The organism is Bradyrhizobium sp. T-1 (assembly GCF_053592855.1).
On the sequence record NZ_CM132115.1, the window covers coordinates 1,039,000 to 1,054,955 of the forward strand.

15 protein-coding genes are annotated in these 15,956 nt (G+C 64.6%); 12 read left to right on the forward strand and 3 right to left on the reverse strand.

Going from position 1 to position 15,956, the window contains the following annotated elements:
- Positions 1-170: 170 nt before the first annotated feature.
- Together ACWAT4_RS05015 and ACWAT4_RS05020 are read right to left on the reverse strand one after the other, a co-directional pair.
- Positions 171-1,979 carry a glucan ABC transporter ATP-binding protein/ permease gene (locus ACWAT4_RS05015; protein ID WP_212298475.1) on the reverse strand — a complete coding sequence of 603 codons (1,809 nt, stop codon included), beginning with the start codon at positions 1,977-1,979 and terminating at the stop codon, positions 171-173.
- 85 nt (positions 1,980-2,064) lie between these two features.
- A complete protein-coding gene (locus ACWAT4_RS05020) occupies positions 2,065-3,105 on the reverse strand; it encodes an ABC transporter substrate-binding protein (RefSeq protein ID WP_449729962.1) in 1,041 nt (346 codons plus the stop codon).
- A 228-nt stretch (positions 3,106-3,333) separates the two neighbouring features.
- Between ACWAT4_RS05020 and ACWAT4_RS05025 the strand changes: the two genes are divergently transcribed.
- From ACWAT4_RS05025 to ACWAT4_RS05055, 7 genes are all read left to right on the forward strand, one after another.
- Positions 3,334-3,711 (forward strand): hypothetical protein, encoded by a 378-nt coding sequence (locus ACWAT4_RS05025; protein WP_249149242.1) that lies wholly within the window; start codon positions 3,334-3,336, stop codon positions 3,709-3,711.
- A gap of 104 nt (positions 3,712-3,815) precedes the next feature.
- Positions 3,816-4,220, forward strand: a complete 405-nt coding sequence (hisE, locus tag ACWAT4_RS05030) for a phosphoribosyl-ATP diphosphatase (protein WP_212298473.1) — start codon at positions 3,816-3,818, stop codon at positions 4,218-4,220.
- 56 nt (positions 4,221-4,276) lie between these two features.
- Positions 4,277-4,858: a YqaA family protein gene (locus ACWAT4_RS05035; RefSeq protein WP_212298472.1), complete on the forward strand. Its 582-nt coding sequence runs from the start codon at positions 4,277-4,279 to the stop codon at positions 4,856-4,858.
- A 46-nt stretch (positions 4,859-4,904) separates the two neighbouring features.
- Positions 4,905-5,429 carry a hypothetical protein gene (locus ACWAT4_RS05040; RefSeq protein WP_212298471.1) on the forward strand — a complete coding sequence of 175 codons (525 nt, stop codon included), beginning with the start codon at positions 4,905-4,907 and terminating at the stop codon, positions 5,427-5,429.
- 29 nt (positions 5,430-5,458) lie between these two features.
- Positions 5,459-6,859 (forward strand): aspartate ammonia-lyase, encoded by a 1,401-nt coding sequence (locus ACWAT4_RS05045; protein WP_018321324.1) that lies wholly within the window; start codon positions 5,459-5,461, stop codon positions 6,857-6,859.
- A 188-nt stretch (positions 6,860-7,047) separates the two neighbouring features.
- Positions 7,048-8,016, forward strand: coding sequence for an NAD(P)H-dependent flavin oxidoreductase (locus ACWAT4_RS05050; protein WP_212298470.1), 969 nt, complete (start codon positions 7,048-7,050; stop codon positions 8,014-8,016).
- Positions 8,017-8,027: 11 nt separating this feature from the next.
- Positions 8,028-8,801 (forward strand): thioesterase family protein, encoded by a 774-nt coding sequence (locus tag ACWAT4_RS05055; RefSeq protein WP_212426349.1) that lies wholly within the window; start codon positions 8,028-8,030, stop codon positions 8,799-8,801.
- 634 nt (positions 8,802-9,435) lie between these two features.
- Here ACWAT4_RS05055 and ACWAT4_RS05060 read toward each other — a convergent pair.
- The gene (locus ACWAT4_RS05060; protein ID WP_449729963.1) at positions 9,436-10,998 is read right to left on the reverse strand and encodes an AMP-binding protein; all 1,563 of its coding nucleotides are present in this window, start codon (positions 10,996-10,998) and stop codon (positions 9,436-9,438) included.
- Positions 10,999-11,127: 129 nt separating this feature from the next.
- On the opposite strand from ACWAT4_RS05060, the gene ACWAT4_RS05065 reads away from it, so the two are divergent.
- The 5 genes from ACWAT4_RS05065 to ACWAT4_RS05085 all read left to right on the forward strand — a co-directional run bounded on the left by ACWAT4_RS05065 (position 11,128) and on the right by ACWAT4_RS05085 (position 15,948).
- Positions 11,128-12,093 (forward strand): NAD(P)H-dependent flavin oxidoreductase, encoded by a 966-nt coding sequence (locus tag ACWAT4_RS05065; protein ID WP_212298467.1) that lies wholly within the window; start codon positions 11,128-11,130, stop codon positions 12,091-12,093.
- Positions 12,094-12,217: 124 nt separating this feature from the next.
- A complete protein-coding gene (locus ACWAT4_RS05070; RefSeq protein WP_212298466.1) occupies positions 12,218-12,466 on the forward strand; it encodes a hypothetical protein in 249 nt (82 codons plus the stop codon).
- Between the two features lie 134 nt (positions 12,467-12,600).
- Positions 12,601-13,311 (forward strand): hypothetical protein, encoded by a 711-nt coding sequence (locus ACWAT4_RS05075; protein WP_449729964.1) that lies wholly within the window; start codon positions 12,601-12,603, stop codon positions 13,309-13,311.
- A gap of 87 nt (positions 13,312-13,398) precedes the next feature.
- Entirely contained in the window at positions 13,399-14,079 is a 681-nt protein-coding gene (locus ACWAT4_RS05080) for a hypothetical protein (RefSeq protein ID WP_449729965.1), read from the forward strand.
- Positions 14,080-14,205: 126 nt separating this feature from the next.
- On the forward strand, positions 14,206-15,948 hold the full coding sequence (locus ACWAT4_RS05085; protein ID WP_449729966.1) for an alpha-amylase family protein: 1,743 nt from the start codon (positions 14,206-14,208) through the stop codon (positions 15,946-15,948).
- The last annotated feature ends 8 nt before the right edge of the window (positions 15,949-15,956 follow it).

Sequence of the window (15,956 nt, forward strand, 5' to 3'; positions counted from 1 at the left end):
GAGAACCGCCTGATACGGGCGGCCCTCGTGATCTGATGTTCGGTTCTGAAATCCAGCGCCGCCGCTCGCGGCAGCGCAAACCTATACCGGCTCGTGCGTCGAGAATAGGGGCTTCTGCCGCGTATTCCGCAACGAAGTAGGCCGAATTTCGACGGTGCTACGGGGACCTGCTAAGGGGATCTGGCGGCAGAGGAAGCGGCCTCGGCGGGACTCACACCAGCCTGCGCGCTCGTCTGTTTTTGTTCCTGCACCATGAACTGGGCCTTGGCGAGATCGGCGAAATGGCCGCCTTTGGCCACGAGTTCATCGAAAGTTCCGCTTTCGGTCACGCGCCCGTTCTCGAACACCAGGATCCGCGTGGCATTACGGATGGTGGAGAGGCGGTGGGCGATCACGAAGGTGGTGCGGCCCTTCATCACTTCATCGAGAGCGGCATTCACCTTGGCTTCGGTGACGGCATCGAGCGCGCTGGTCGCCTCGTCCAGGATCAGAATCGGCGGGTCCTTAAGCAGCGCGCGGGCGATCGATAGCCGCTGGCGCTCGCCGCCGGAGAGCATGCGGCCGCGCTCGCCGGCATTGGTCTCGAAGCCGCCGCTGCGATCAATGAAGTCGATCGCCTGCGCGCGCTCGGCCGCCTTGCGCATCTCGGCTTCGGTCGCATCCGGCCTGCCGACGCGCAAATTCTCCGCGATCGAGCGGTTGAACAGCAGCGCTTCCTGGAACACGACGCCGATGTTTCGCCGCAGCGATGTCAGCGTGACGCCGCGCACGTCCATGCCGTCGATCTTGATGAAGCCGGATTGCGGATCGAAGGCGCGGTGCAGCAGCGCAATCGCGGTGGACTTGCCCGCGCCGGTCGGGCCGACCAGCGCGATGGTCTGGCCCGGCAGTGCGGTGAAGGAGAGGTCCTCGATCGCCGGCCGCTTGCCGTCATAGGAGAAGGTGACGTCGTTGAACTCGACGAGGCCGGAGAGCCGCCCTGCATCGATCGCATCGGGCCGGTCATGCACCGCAGGCACGGCATCGAGCACGTTGAAGAACTCGCGCAGGCGCGGCGCTTCCATGAACACGTTGTTGATGAAGCTCACGACCTGCTCGAGCTTCTGGATCAGCATGGTCGCGAAGCTCACGAACATCACGATCTCGCCGACGGAGGTCTGCCCCTGGTCGTGCAGGGCGATGCCGAGCGTGAAGATCGCGAGCACCGTGATGGTGGTGGAGGCGCGCGTGATCACGGTGACAAGTGCCCACCAGGACAGCACCGGCATCTGCGCGGCCAGCAGCTCGTCGGCGACGGAGCGCAGTCCCTTCACCTCGGATTCGACGCGGACGAAGCTCTGCACCAGCGCGACGTTGCCGAGCGCGTCCGAGGCGCGCGCGGACAGCTCGCTGTAGTGCTCCTCGACCGCCATCTGCATGCCGAAGGTCTTGCGCACCACAAAGGTCGTCAGCGCGGTAAAGACCACGCACAGCACGAACAGCAGGATCGCTAGGCGCCAGTTCAGATAGAGTGACAGCGGCAGCAGCACCACGACCGAGAGGATCGCTGCAAAGTGCTCGCGGAAGAACCCGAGCCAGAGCCGCCACAGCGCGTCCGTGCCGTTGAGCATCACCTTCATCAGCCGGCCCGAATGGGTGCCGGAATGGAAGGTCAGCGGCAGTTGCAGGATGTGCTCGAAATAGCTCGTCAGCACTGCCTGACGCTGGCGGTGCGAGAGCCGGTCGGCCTGCAGTGCCACGAGCGCGCTGCAGCCGATCGTGAACAGTCCGAATGCGACCCAGGCGGCCAGGAATGGCCAGGCCGAATTGGAGCCGGCCACCGTCTTGCCGGAGAGCACGTCGACGATCCGTCCGAACAGCACGGGTTCCGCGAATTGCGACGCAGCCAGCAGGAGATTGGCGACCGCAAGCAGCCAGCCGAGCCGCGCCTCCTTGCCGAGCAACTCGAGAACGCGGGTATAAAGGCGAAGGATGGGCATGCGGGCGAAGAGCTCGGGCGGGTCACGGAGCCGTTATTCTAAGCAGGGATTGCCCGTGAGATACAGCGGAAGCTGTCGGTTTTGCTCAATTGATAAGCCGGCTTTCGACCGGCGGTAGGAACCTGCCGTCGAAGATGTCGCCTGCAACAGGCTTCTTGCGAAATTTGAAATCTTCCGCGATCTGGTCGATCGAACGCTCCAGGCGTGCCGGGTCGATGCCGCCGAGGCCGTTGCGCCGGACCTCGTCGGTCAGGATGTTGTCGGCGAGCACGGTGCGCAGGCGCGCAAGCTCGAGGTCATGGTCGCCGTCGTCGATGTGGCTTGCGGCCTCGTCCGCCGCACGGGCGGGCTCCTTCGCAGTTGCATTGATGCCTGCAATCAGGGCGCGGACAAAGCCCTTCAGTGCGTCCGGCCTCGCCGCGGCGAAGGCGGGATTGGCGACGACCACGAAGCCATAGGCCTCGCAGCCATAGTCGGCATAGCGCAGCACGGCGAGATCGTCGGCCGGCACGCCGCGGTCGCGCAGGTTCACGGCGGAGAGATAGGAGAACCCGGCGACGGCATCGACCTGTCCTGCCGAGAGCACCGGCTCACGTACCGCCGCGCTCATCCCAAAGAATTTCACGTGCGAGACGTTGATGCCGTTCTGGCGCGCCAGCGCCGGCCATAACCGGATCGACAGATCGCTGTCGGCGACGCCGACGGTCTTGCCGTCGAGATCGGAGAGCAGGTGAATGCCGCGGCTCTTGCGGGCGACGATCGCGTAAGGCGCGCTGTTGAACAGCACGAACACCGCCTTGAGCGGCGGCGTATCGGCCTTGTCGCGAAAACGAATGAGCGCGTTGATGTCGACGAGCGCGAGGTCGCTGTCGCCTGCGGCAACGCGGGCAAGCGCTTCCGGCGATCCGGCCGCGCTGGTGAAGGAAACGTTCAGATGCTCGGCAGCGAACCTGCCGTCCTTCGCCGCCAGGAAGAATGGCGCCATGCTCGCATCGACCGGACGATCGAAGCTGAAATGGATCGCGACGGACGGCGCGGCCGTCTCAGACGCATGGACGTTGCATGCGGCAAGCGCGATCGAGAGGGCCAGCAGGCAGTGAGAAGCGATCGTCTTGAATCCAACCATCGGTCGCGCCGGTTCCGCCTTGTTATGGTTTCGTGACGCTTGCAGCGCCGGCTGCCGGCAAAGTCTGATCACGTCAACCTGAACGGCAGATGAGCGGTGGTTGCGTCACGATCACGCAACCCCGTTCATCTTCCATTGGGGTTGGGGAACCCAACATGGGATGCGGGTGTTTGAGAGGCATGAGCCTGTCTCGAGGCACCAATGAAGGTCCCAAGGAGGGTCCAAATCATGCTTGGCCAGTTTTCTAAATTTGCCGGCCGTAAGGCCGTTCTCGCCACCGCCGCAGTGCTGGCGCTGACCACCGTCGCTCCCACCGCATCCTTCGCAGGCGGCCGTCACTGGCATGGCGGCGGCGGTGCGGCCTTTGCCGGCGCAGCCATTGCCGGCGCCATCGGCACCGGGCTTGCGATCGCCGCGACCCGTGACGCCTACGCCTATGATGCCCCGGCCTATTACGGCGGCGGTCCGGTCTATTACGATGAGGGGCCGGTCTATTACGGTGGCCCGAGCTATCACTACAGCAACAGTCGCGAATACCCGGGCAACGGCAGCGTCGGTCGCGACCCCTTTGCCACGTGCAGCCGGGGCGGCGCGGGTTGTTGGTAAGTCATTGACCACGAAAGGCTGGCGCGCTTGCCGCGCCGGCCTTTTTTGCCTTTTATTGTCAAGCATTAACGCGTCGACCATTTGTTTAGAGTAGTTTTGCGCCCATGAGTGATTCGCTTGAGCGGCTATATCTGGCTGTGCTCGCGGCCAGGGACCTTGATCCGGCAACCTCACGTACCGCCCGGCTGTTTCAGCGTGGGCCCTCCAAAATGGCCAAGAAGCTGGCGGAAGAAGCGATCGAGGTCGTGATCGACGCGGTCAACGGCGACACCGAGGCCGTGGTCCGGGAAAGCGCCGATCTGCTTTACAATCTCACCGTGCTCTGGGCCTCGGCCGGCGTGCGTCCCGAGGACGTCTGGCGCGAGATGTCGCGGCGTGAGGACATGCTGGGCATTGCCGAAAAGCTGCCGAAGTCGCCGATGAAGCTGCCCAAAGTGGCGTCACCGCGCGTTGCCGCCAGGCGGCCGATTGCCGCGCTCGAGGGCCGCGTGGCGCGCAAGCGCCACTAGAACGTCACAAAACTGCCGATGGACAAATCCGTCCCGTGGTGCTTCATCGCGGCGCCATGCTGAAACGTATCTACGACTGGTGCATCGACGCCGCCCACAAGCCCTATGCGCTCTGGATCATGGGGGCGGTGGCTTTCGCCGAAAGCTCCTTCTTTCCAGTTCCCCCCGACGTGATGCTGATCCCGATGTCACTGGCGCGTCCGCAGCGCGCCTGGGTCTATGCGGCGATTTGCACCGTCACCTCGGTGCTGGGCGGCCTGCTCGGCTACGCCATCGGCGCGCTACTGTTCGACTCGGTCGGCCACTGGCTGATCCAGGTCTATGGCCTCGGCGACAAGGTCGATGCCTTCCGCGCCTCCTATGCGGAGTGGGGCGCGGTGATCATTCTGCTCAAGGGCCTGACGCCGATTCCCTACAAGCTCGTCACCATCACCTCGGGCTTCGCAGGCTACAATCTCGTTCTGTTCATCCTGTGCTCGATCGTCGCGCGCGGCGGACGATTCTTCATCGTGGCGATTCTGCTCAACCGCTATGGCGACTGGATCCGCGAGCGGATCGAGAGGCACCTCGGTCTGTGGGTCGCGCTCGGCGCCCTGGTGCTGGTGCTCGGCTTCGTGGTGGCGATCAAGCTGATCTGACCCACAAAGCTTTGCCGCCGCGTCCGGTTCGGCTACGCTTGTGGTCATGATGGTTCGATCCGGCAATCCGGTCCTGCGGCTGGGGACGCTGATAGTTGCGGCGCTTTCGCTCCTGCTCGCGGCCAGCGGGACCGGCTGGCCGCAATCCGCTCCCACGCTCGGCTTGCAAGAGCAGGGGCCGCAGGCTGTGCCGCCGCCCTCGACGCCACCGCCCGCCCGCGAGGAGAATCCCGGGCTGATCAACGAAATGGGCAAGCTGTTCGACAAGCTGCCCTCGATCCTGCCGCCGATCAAAAGCCCTGGTGAGACCATGAACGACCTGTCGCGGCTGGCAAAGCCGTCGACCATGGTCTCTGGACGCTCGGCCTGTCCGCTCTCCTCGAACGGCGCACCCGACTGCAAACTCGCCGCCGACCAGCTGTGTCAGAGCAAGGGCTACAAGGAAGGCAAGAGTCTCAACACTGATTCCGCCGAGAAGTGCTCGGCCAAGGTTCTCATTCCGGGCCGGCAACGCAAACCGGATGATTGCCGTACCGATACCGTCGTCACCAGCGCGTTGTGCCAGAACTAAGGACGTCGCGCGAGCAGCAAGGAGCGCCCATGAGCCGCACGGAGCAGGACTTCCTCGGACAGCGTGAGATCGCCGACGACATCTATTACGGCGTCCAGACCATCCGGGGTAAGGAGAACTTCCACATCACCGGCATTCCGATGAACCAGGAGCCTTACTTCGTGAAGGCGCTCGGTTACGTGAAGAAGGCCGCGGCGATGGCCAATCGCGATCTCGGCGCGATCGACGCCAAGGTAGCCGACGCGATCATCCTCGGCTGCGATCGCGTCATCGCCGGCGACATGATGGACCAGTTTGTCACCGACTTCATCCAGGGCGGCGCCGGTACCTCGACCAATATGAACGCCAACGAGGTGATCGCCAACCTCGCGCTGGAATCGCTCGGCTTTGGCAAGGGCGACTACCAGCACGTCAGCCCGAACGACCACGTCAATTACGGCCAATCGACCAACGACACCTATCCGACCGCATTTCGTCTCGCCCTGATCCTGCGGCTCGAGAGTTATATGACGGCGCTCCGCCAGCTTCAGGAGGCCTTCTTCGCCAAGGGGCGCGAGTTCGATCGCGTGCTGAAGATGGGCCGTACGCATCTGCAGGACGCGGTGCCGATGTCGCTCGGCGCCGAATTCCGCGGATGGGGCACCACGATCGGCGAGGAGGTCGACCGCATCTCGGAGGCGCGCGCGCTGCTGCGCGAGATCAATCTCGGCGCCACCGCAATCGGCACCTCCGTCACGGCGGCGGTCGGCTATCCCAAGCTGGCCGTCAGGCACCTGAGCGCACTGACCGGCGTCGACTTCATTCTCGCCGGCGACCTCGTCGAGGCGACCTCGGACACCGGCGCCTATGTGCAGCTCTCCGGCGTGCTCAAGCGCACAGCGAGCAAACTGACCAAAATCTGTAACGACATCCGCCTGCTCGCCTCGGGCCCGCGCGCCGGCTTCAACGAGATCAACCTGCCGCAATTGCAGCCGGGCTCCTCGATCATGCCGGGCAAGGTCAATCCTGTGATCCCCGAGGTCGTCAACCAGACCAGCTTCCTCGTCATCGGCCTCGACACCACGGTGACGCTCGCGGCGTCCGCCGGCCAGCTCCAGCTCAACGTGATGGAGCCGGTGATCTCGTTCGCGCTGTTCTTCTCGATCCGCACCATGGAGCGCGCCGTCAACAGCCTGCGCGAGAATTGCGTCGTCGGCATCACCGCCAATGAGGAGCACACCCGCAACATGGTGCTCAACTCGCTCGGCATCGTGACCGTGCTGAAGCCGCTGCTCGGCTACAAGCAATGCGCCGAGATCGCGCGCGAGGGCTACAAGAGCGGCAAGTCGCTGCACCAGATCGTCGTGGTCGAGCGTAAGCTGCTGACACAGGAAAAATGGGACGAGATGTTCTCGTTCGAGCGGCTGATCAATCCGGATTTGATCGGGTAGGCGGTTGCTGTCATTCCGGGCTCGACGCTTCGCGCGCCCCGGAATGACAAGCAAGGAATTCCGCGCGTTGGAATTGCGGTAGCGGCGTCCGCCACGACGTCAAAACGCAATACTTGACAGTGGAAAGATTGCCTTGTTGGTATGGCCCCCAACCTTCAATGCGCCTGCCAACAAAGGACCGCCCCGCAATGTCCATGCCTGCTCTGTTCAAGGGACGCCTGTCGATCCCCGTGATCGGTTCGCCGCTCTTCATCATCTCGGTGCCCGACCTCGTGATCGCGCAGTGCAAGGCGGGTGTGGTCGGCTCGTTCCCGGCGCTGAATGCGCGGCCGCCGGAGCTGCTCGACGAATGGCTGGCACGGATCACCGAGGAGCTCGCGGCCTACGACCGCGCGCATCCCGACAGGCCGTCGGCGCCGTTCGCGGTCAACCAGATCGTGCACAAGTCGAACAACCGGCTCGACCACGACATGCAGCTCTGCGCCAAGTACAAGGTGCCGATGATCATCTCCTCGCTCGGCGCGCGCGAGGAGCTGAATCAGGCCGTGCACGGCTGGGGCGGCATCGTCTTCCATGACGTGATCAACCAGAAATTCGCGCACAAGGCGATCGAGAAGGGCGCCGACGGCCTGATCCTGGTTGCGGCAGGCGCTGGTGGCCATGCCGGCACGATCTCGCCGCTCGCCTTCGTTGCCGAAACGCGAAAGTGGTTCGACGGTCCGATCGCGCTGTCGGGCGCCATCGGCAACGGCAGGGCGATCCGCGCCGCGCGCATCCTCGGCGCTGACTTCGCCTATATCGGTTCGGCCTTCATCGCGACCAAGGAAGCCAACGCGGTCGAGAAGTACAAGGAGATGATCGCAGGCTCGACGGCCGATGACATCGTCTACTCCAATCTCTTCACCGGTGTGCACGGCAACTACCTGAAGCCCTCGATCCTCGCCGCCGGCATGGATCCGGAAAACCTGCCGACGTCAGATCCGTCGAAGATGAACTTCGGTACCGATGCCTCCGGCGAGCGTGCCAAGCCGAAGGCCTGGAAGGAGATCTGGGGCTCCGGCCAGGGTATCGGCAGCGTCGAGGGCATCGTGCCCGCTGCCGAACTGATTGCGCGCTTCAAGAAGGAATACGACGAGGCGATCGATCCGCCGTTGTGATGGCGCTCGCGATGAGCGCCATCTATCGCGTCGACGGCAACAGCGTCGTTACCAGCCCCAATGCCGCCGGTCCCTGGGACCGGCGCATGCAGCACGGTTCGGCGCCATCTGCGCTGGTGACGTGGGCGTCGGAGCGCATTCCGACGCCGGTGCCGATGAACATCGCGCGCGTCACCATCGACCTGATGCGCCCGGTGCCGGTGGCGCCGCTCACGATTGAAAGCGAGGTTTTGCGCGAGGGCCGCAAGATCCAGCTCTGCGAGGTCAAGCTGCTCGCCGACGGCGTTCAGGTCGTCGGCGCCACTGTGCTCAAGATCAAGCAGCAGGCGCAGCCCTTGCCCGATGACGTCGGGGATCTGCCGGTCACGCTGCCCTCGCCCGAGGACTCGCTGGTCGAGGATGGCCACGGTGCGACCAGTCCGTTCGCCGGCATGGTCTCGATGCGCGCTGCGCGGGGGCGCTTCGGCCAGGCCGGCGCCGGTGCGATCTGGTTTCGGCTCGACCATCCGCTGGTCGAAGGCGAAGCGGTCTCCCAGGCGATGCGTGCCGTGGTGGCCGCCGATTTCTCCAATGGCACAGCCTCGACGCTCGACTTCCGCACCTGGACCTACATCAACGCCGACCTCTCGGTGAGCCTCGCGCGTCAGCCGGTCGGTGACTGGATTTTGCTCGACGGTGAATCCTGGATCGGCCCTGACGGTGCCGGGCTTGCGATGTCGCGGCTCGCGGACAGGCGGGGCTATTTCGGCCGCGCAGTGCAGAGCCTTGTGATCGAGAAACGGTGAGGATTGCGAAGTCTGTGCGTCATTTTCGCTGTGATGCTCCGCGAAAGCGGGGCATCCAGTACGCCGCGGCCTATCGATTCAATGACAGCTGTCTCGGAGTACCGGATCGCCAGGTCCCGGCCCCGCCAAGGCTACGCCGAGGCCCACAGGGCTGCTCGGCACGCCGAAGCTTTAGCGAAGGCGGCAAGCCGGGCGATGATACCTGTTGCGTGGTAAAGTCAGGTGATCGAGAAGCAGTGAGCGTCACGGCAAGCGCCGCGATTGTTTTTGGAGCCGATTGAACGGCAGACTTCCGCCGCCGCGGAAGGGATGCTTGCCATCCTGCCAGTTCATAATCCGTAGAAGATCTTGATCTCCCACAGCACCACGATGATAGCCGTGATCAACGTGACCGCGGCGACCGCACTTTCCAGGGAAGCGACTCTCATGTCCCACTCCGCTTCCCAGCCCCACCAGCGGTCTAGTTGATTCCCTGATTCGCCCGCAATCGCGCAGGCCGCGCGGACACGCACTCCGCCGCGCGTTGTGGTGCCGGGGCCACAATGACACCGTAAAATCCCGGGTAAAAACGCCATTCGTTCCCGGGATTTCGCGCGATGCGTGTATTCCGAACCCGTCGCTGCAATCAGGAAGATTACCCGACCATGCGGTCCCGGCCGCTCCAGAAGCCTGCGCGCAGCACCTTCTTGTCGACCTTGCCGACACCGGTCATCGGCAGCTGCTTGACGAACTGGACCTGCTTCGGCGCATGCGCGGAGCCCTTTCGCGACCTCACCAGATTGATCAGCTCGTCCGGATCGGGCTTCGTGCCTTCGCGCGGCACGACGATGGCCGTGACGGCCTCGCCCCATTTCTCGTCGGGGATGCCGACGACCGCGACCATCGCGACGTCCGCATGCTGCGACAACACATCCTCGACCTCGCGTGGAAAGATGTTGAAGCCGCCGGTGACGATCATGTCCTTCTTGCGGTCGAGGATGAACATGTAGCCGCGTTCGTCCTGGCGCGCGATGTCGCCGGTGTGGACCCAGCCGTTCTTCAGCGTCTCGGCGGTGATGTCGGGCCGCTTCCAGTATTCCGCCATCACGTGCGGGGCGCGCACGCAGATCTCGCCGGCCTCGCCCGTCTTCACCTCCCGGTCGTCGTCGTCGAGAATCCTGACCTCGCAGGCCGCGATCGGAAATCCGCAGGACAAGAACAGCTCGGGCGTCTTCGGATCGTGGTCCTTCTTGCGCAGCACCGAGACCGGATAGCATTCGGTCTGGCCGTAGAGCTGCGAGAACACCGGGCCAATGCGTTCGATGCCCTCGAGCAACCGGCTCGGCGACATCGCGGAGGCGCCGTAGAGCACGAGCTCGAGCGAGGAGAGATCGGTCTTATCAAGCGCGGGATGATCGAGCAGCACATAGATCATGGTCGGCACGAACAGCGTGAAATTGATGCGCTCGCGCGCGATCGTCGCCAGCACCGCCTCGGGATCGAAGCCCTTCAACATGTGCACGGTGCCGCCGCGCATGAGCGTCGGCAGCACTTTTGTGCCGGCGACATGGCTGATCGGAGCAACGGTGAGATAGCGGGCGGCGTCGGGGATCTCGAAGTCGGCGAGGATCGCGCCGGCGGCTCCGGCGTTTTCGCGATGATAGCGCAGCGCGCCCTTGGATTTGCCCGTGGTGCCGCCGGTGTAGTTCAGCGTGGAGAGATCATCGAGGCTCGCGAGGCATCGCGCGCTGGCATGTCCCGCGCGATCGATCGTCGCCAGCAGATCGACGCCATAGTCGGCCGGTCCCGTCGTGAAGACCGCCTTGAGCGGGGTTGCCTTTGCGGCGAGTTCGCCACCGCGGTCGCGGAAGGCGGCCACATCGACCACCAGCACTTCAGCTTCGGAGTCCTCGAGCTGGAACAGCTGGTCCGTCTCCGATCCCAGCGGATGCAGCCAGGTGATGCAGCATCGCGACAATTGCGCGGCGACGCCGGCGCACCAGGTGTCGGCGCGGTTGGCGGTGAGGAAGGCGACGCGCGCGCCGGGCTGCAGGCCGAGCCGCATGAACACGTCCTGGATGCGTCCGATCAGATCGAGTGTGCCCTGATAGCTCAGCGATCCGCCGGGCCATGCGAACGCAATGCGGTCGGGATAGCGCGCCAGCGCCCGTAGCGTCTGCGCACAAGTCGGTGACGATGCGTGGAGCGGATCGGACATATGTTTCCTCGTTGCTTTGTCATCGGCTTCTCACGTGCCAATGTTGCAGATGACGCTAGCACAGAGAATGCGGGATGGAACGACAAAGCCCGCCTGCGCAGAGAGGCGAGGGCGATGAGGGAGGCTCTGGTGACATCCGATCGACTGCAACGTTTTCGCGATCGTCTCAGCCTGCCGCTGATTGCAGCGCCGATGTTTCTGGTGTCCGGTGTCGAGCTCATGGTTGCGGCTTGCCAGAGCGGCGTGATCGGCAGCTTCCCGACCGTGAACTGCCGCAACACGGAACAGCTCGATCAATGGTTTACCGAGATCGCAACGCGGCTGCGGCGGCATGAGGATCAAGCTGGCCGCAAGGCCGCGCCGCTCTGTCCAAACCTGATCGTGCATCGCTCCAACGCGCGGCTGGCGCAGGATCTCGCCGTGCTGCTCGAGCACAAGCCGGAGATCGTCATCACCTCGGTCGGCTCGCCTGCACCGGTGTTGAAGCCGCTGCACGATGCCGGCGCGCTGGTGCTGGCGGATGTCGCCTCGATCCGCCACGCCGAGCGCGCGGCGGAAGCAGGGGCTGACGGACTGGTATTGCTCACCGCCGGCGCGGGTGGGCAGACCGGCTGGCTCAATCCGTTCGCCTTCGTCCGCGCGGTGCGTGCATTCTACGACGGCATCATCGTGCTCGCTGGCGGCATCAGCGACGGCCGCGCGCTGCATGCGGCCGAAGTGCTCGGCTGCGATCTCGGCTATATGGGCACGAAGTTCATCGCCACGCGCGAGAGCATGGCGGACGCGCGTCACAAGCAGATGCTGGTCGAAAGCAGCGCCGATGACATTCTGCTCACCACCGCATTCACGGGCCTGCAGACCAGCATGCTGAAGCCGTCGATCGTCGCGGCCGGGCTTGACCCTGATGACCTTCCGGCGCGCGGTACGATCGATATCGGCACGGACATCGACGTCAATGCGCGCGAGAGCCGGCCGAAGCGCTGGCGCGATATCTGGAGCGGCGGGCATTCGACGTCGGGTGTTACCGACGTAATGGCGGTCGACGACCTCGTTGCCCGCACGGTTGCGGAGTACCGCGAAGCGGGTGGCCGGTAATGCTCCGCGCCGCCCGGCACGGTTAATCCCGCATGGCTCCGGACGCGCCCATTTAACGGCAGATTAACCATCGCCCGCCAAGAATCCCCCTCACGGCCGCCAATCAGAACGAGGGGGACAGGCGATGGATTTCGATTTTCTCAACAGCAAGACCGGCGCAACGCTGGACGAAATCCGCGTCCGCGTCGCGCACGCGCTGGCCCGTCACCCGCTCTGCCGCAATGTCCGCTTCGACATCGTCAGCGTCCCCCGCACCCGCCGGGGCGGCAATTGGACCGTGACGCTGCAATCGGTCGAGCCACGCGCCGTCTGGGAGGCTTCCGAGATCGTCGCCGACATCCAGGACGCTTACGATCTGTCGGCAGCCGCTTGATTTTCCTTGGCTTTTTCGACCTTGTCGCCGTGGACCCGATGATTGTCGCCGCAAAGGCACACTCAAGCCTTAATTCGCGCCCTTTTCCCGGGCATCTCTAACAACATCGTGAAGCGGCCCTTCCGGAGAGACGTTTGTCCAGAGCCATCACCATCACCGTGCTGACCTGCTTCCTCGTCCTCGGTGCCGCCACCACTGCCATTCTCGGCCGCGACAGCGTGCCGAGCGTCAGTGCAGAGATGGTCACGCCGGCCCTGCCGAAGCCGCTTTCGACCAACCGGGCCGCCAAGGCGGACCGGCTGGTTCCGACTTTGGCGCTGGCATCCGCCGCGATCGACCCGGTGCAGGTTCCCGCCGACAAGCTGTCCCAGGCTCCCGTGCTGACCGAACCGCTGCGCCAGGCTTTTGCCGCAGCGACGTCGACCGATTTCCCGATGCCCAAAGCGAGCGTCAACGAGGCGCCCGCGCCTGCGGAGACCACCGCCGCCATTGAGCCGCCGCCGAAGCCGAGGCCCGTCGCCAAGCCGCAGCCGCAGAAAACCTACTCGCTGCTCTCCGACGTGCAGATCGCCGGCATCAGGGATCGTCTGAAGCTGTCGTCGTCGCAGGAATATTACTGGCCCTCGGTCGAGACCGCGTTGCGCAACGTCGTCCGCAAGATCTCGGCGAACAAGCTCTCGAATCCCAACGGGCCGAACGTGCAGATCGATCCGAACTGCGACGAGGTCCAGCAGCTGAAGTCGGCTGCGATGCCGCTGCTGTTCCAGCTGCGTGACGACCAGAAGGAAGAAGTGCGCAAGCTCGCCCGCGTCATCGGGCTCGAGAAGGTCGCGCAGCAGATCTGATACGACGTTCCTTCTCAGGAACCGTTCTGAATCAGGAACATCCGGCAATCCCACCGCGTTGCTCGCTCCAAACAGGGAGTGGGCCGAATGCGCGCCTCGACAGCTTATTTCGTCGGTGCCGGAACGATTGTCGCCGCTATCGCCATTGGTCTCGGCGGTGGAATCGTTGCCGGCAACATCATGAATCCGATCGCGCCCAAGCAAGGGCCCGATACCAGCAAGATGGCGCAACGCGCGGAAGCCGCGGCGCCGGCTGCCACCAACGCACCATCGGAACGCGTGCAATATCTCACGGGATCGCAGGCGTTCGGCGCGATGGCCGCTGCGCCGGCTCAGGCGCAGAACGACGCCAAACCCGATACGAAGCCTGACGCGGGAAGCACCCAGGCCAACGCTGAATCGCCGGCACCGCCGCTTTCGCAAGCTGCCGCGGTCGAGCCGCCAAAACCATCGCCAGCGCAAGCCGCAAGACCGGCCGAGCAGCAGGCCGCGACGGAGCCGGCATCCTCTCCTGACAATGCTTATGCCAAGGCCAGCAACTCTGACGTGAAGCGCGCCGCATCCGAACGGCGGCGGGCGGAGCGGCGCGAGCGCTGGGCCGAGCGCCGCCGCTATGATCAGCGCGATGCACGCGGCGCGCGCGATCAGGCCGATTGGGATGATGTCGCGCGCAGCGTCCGCGAGGATTCCGACGCGCGCGACTATGCCGGCCGTTCGCGTGGCGGCTTCCCGCAAATCCGATTGTTTGGCTCCGACGACGACGATTAGCGCCTGGCGTCCTGCGCACGCGATCGTGAGCGGCGATTCGTCCTGTGGAAGCGCTTGCCTCAATTTTCAACTTCCGGATGATCCCTGTGCGAGGCATGATCGACGCAGCCAGCCAGAGGCCGCGTCATGGGAGTTGCGCTGCTAGCTTGGGGACGCTTCTTCGGTCCGCACGGCGAACGCGTGACCGTGCCGGCGCCGGTCGATGGGCGCGGCGCCCCCTGGCTGCTCGATTTCCTCGCCACCCATGCCCGCGCATTGCGCAATGTCGGCTTCACCGCGATCCAGCTGCCGCCGACGTCGAAAGCGCAAGGCGGTGCCGGACCAGGCTGTGACGGCTATGGCGTGTTCGATCCCCGCGACATCGGCAGCAAGAACCAGCAAGGCTCGGTCGCCACGCGCTATGGCACGAAGACGTCGCTGACACGCCTCGTCGCCATCGCGCACGCCTGCGATATCGACGTCTATCTCGACCTCGTGCTGCATCAGCGCAGCGGCGAGAATGGCGGGCCCGGCGTGTTTCGCTATCTCGGCGCGGACGGGCAGTCGCTGAACGGCAGGCACACGACGTCGCCCGGCTGGTTTCGCGGCGTGCCGCCGGACGATCTGCCCGACGATGACGTGCCGAGCCCGCCCAACGATTTTCCGTTCGGCCGCGAGCTGTCCTACCAGCGCTGCCGGCCGCCGCGCGTCACGATCGAGGATGCACTCGACTTCGGCCAGTGGGTGTTCCGCACCACGGGTGCGGACGGCGCCCGCTTCGACGACGTCAAGGGCACCTGGGCGCCGTTCGTGCGCGAGTTCATGACTCACGGCGTGATGGCGTCGAAGTTCTTTTATTCGGAGTATTTCGACGGCAATCGCGCGATCCTCAACGGCTGGGCGACGCAGCCGCCACTCAACGGTCGTTCACTGGTCGCCGACTTCCCCCTGCATTGGGCGCTGCAGGCGGCCTGCGACGGCGGCAACGCGCGCGCGCTGGATGGCGCCGGCTATACCAGCTGGCGTCCCGATCTCACCTGCACCTTCGTCGACAATCCCGATACCGACACCTCGCCGGGCCAGCAGGTCATCAGCAACAAGCTGCTCGCCTATGCCTTCCTGCTGTCGATCGAAGGCTACCCGTTCGTTTACGGCAAGGACTACTTCCCGCCCAGCGTCTGGCCCGGCGCCTACGGGCTGAAACCATGGATCGACAATCTGGTCTGGATCCACGAGCATCTCGCCAACGGGCCGACCAGCACGCGCTTCCTCGACGACAAGGTCGTGGTGCTCAACCGGACCGGCGCGCCCGGCCTGCTGACCGCGTTGAACTTCGACACCATCAACGCGCGCACGATCAGCTGCCAGACTGCTTTCGGCGCCAACGTGCATCTGCACGACTACACCGGCCATCATGACGACATCTGGACCGACGGAAACGGTGTCGCGCGCTTCACGATTCCAAGCAACGCCTTCAGCAAGGGCCAGAGCTATCTGTGCTTCTCGCGTGCAGGCTTGAAGCTCGCATCCATCCGGCATCCTCGCCATACCACGCAGACGATCTTCGGCGCGGTCGATCTCGACACGGGGCCTGCCACCAATGTCGAGACCGAGACGGCACGGATCTGGATTGAGCAAGGGAGCAAGATCGCCCTTCAAGCCGGCCTCGATCGCCACGGCGTGCCGGCGGATGGTTCGCTCAAGGTCACCGTTACCGATGCGCACGGGCACAGCGTGGTCGAAGCCGTGTGCAACGGCGGCCATGTCAGCGCGGACGGAACGGCCGGCGCCAGCGGCGAACATCATATCCGCGTCGCGGGACGGCAGTTGCCCGAGCACGGCGCGGCGTTTTCGATCGACATCACCTACCTCGCCCCACAAATCATTTGAGAGGTTTC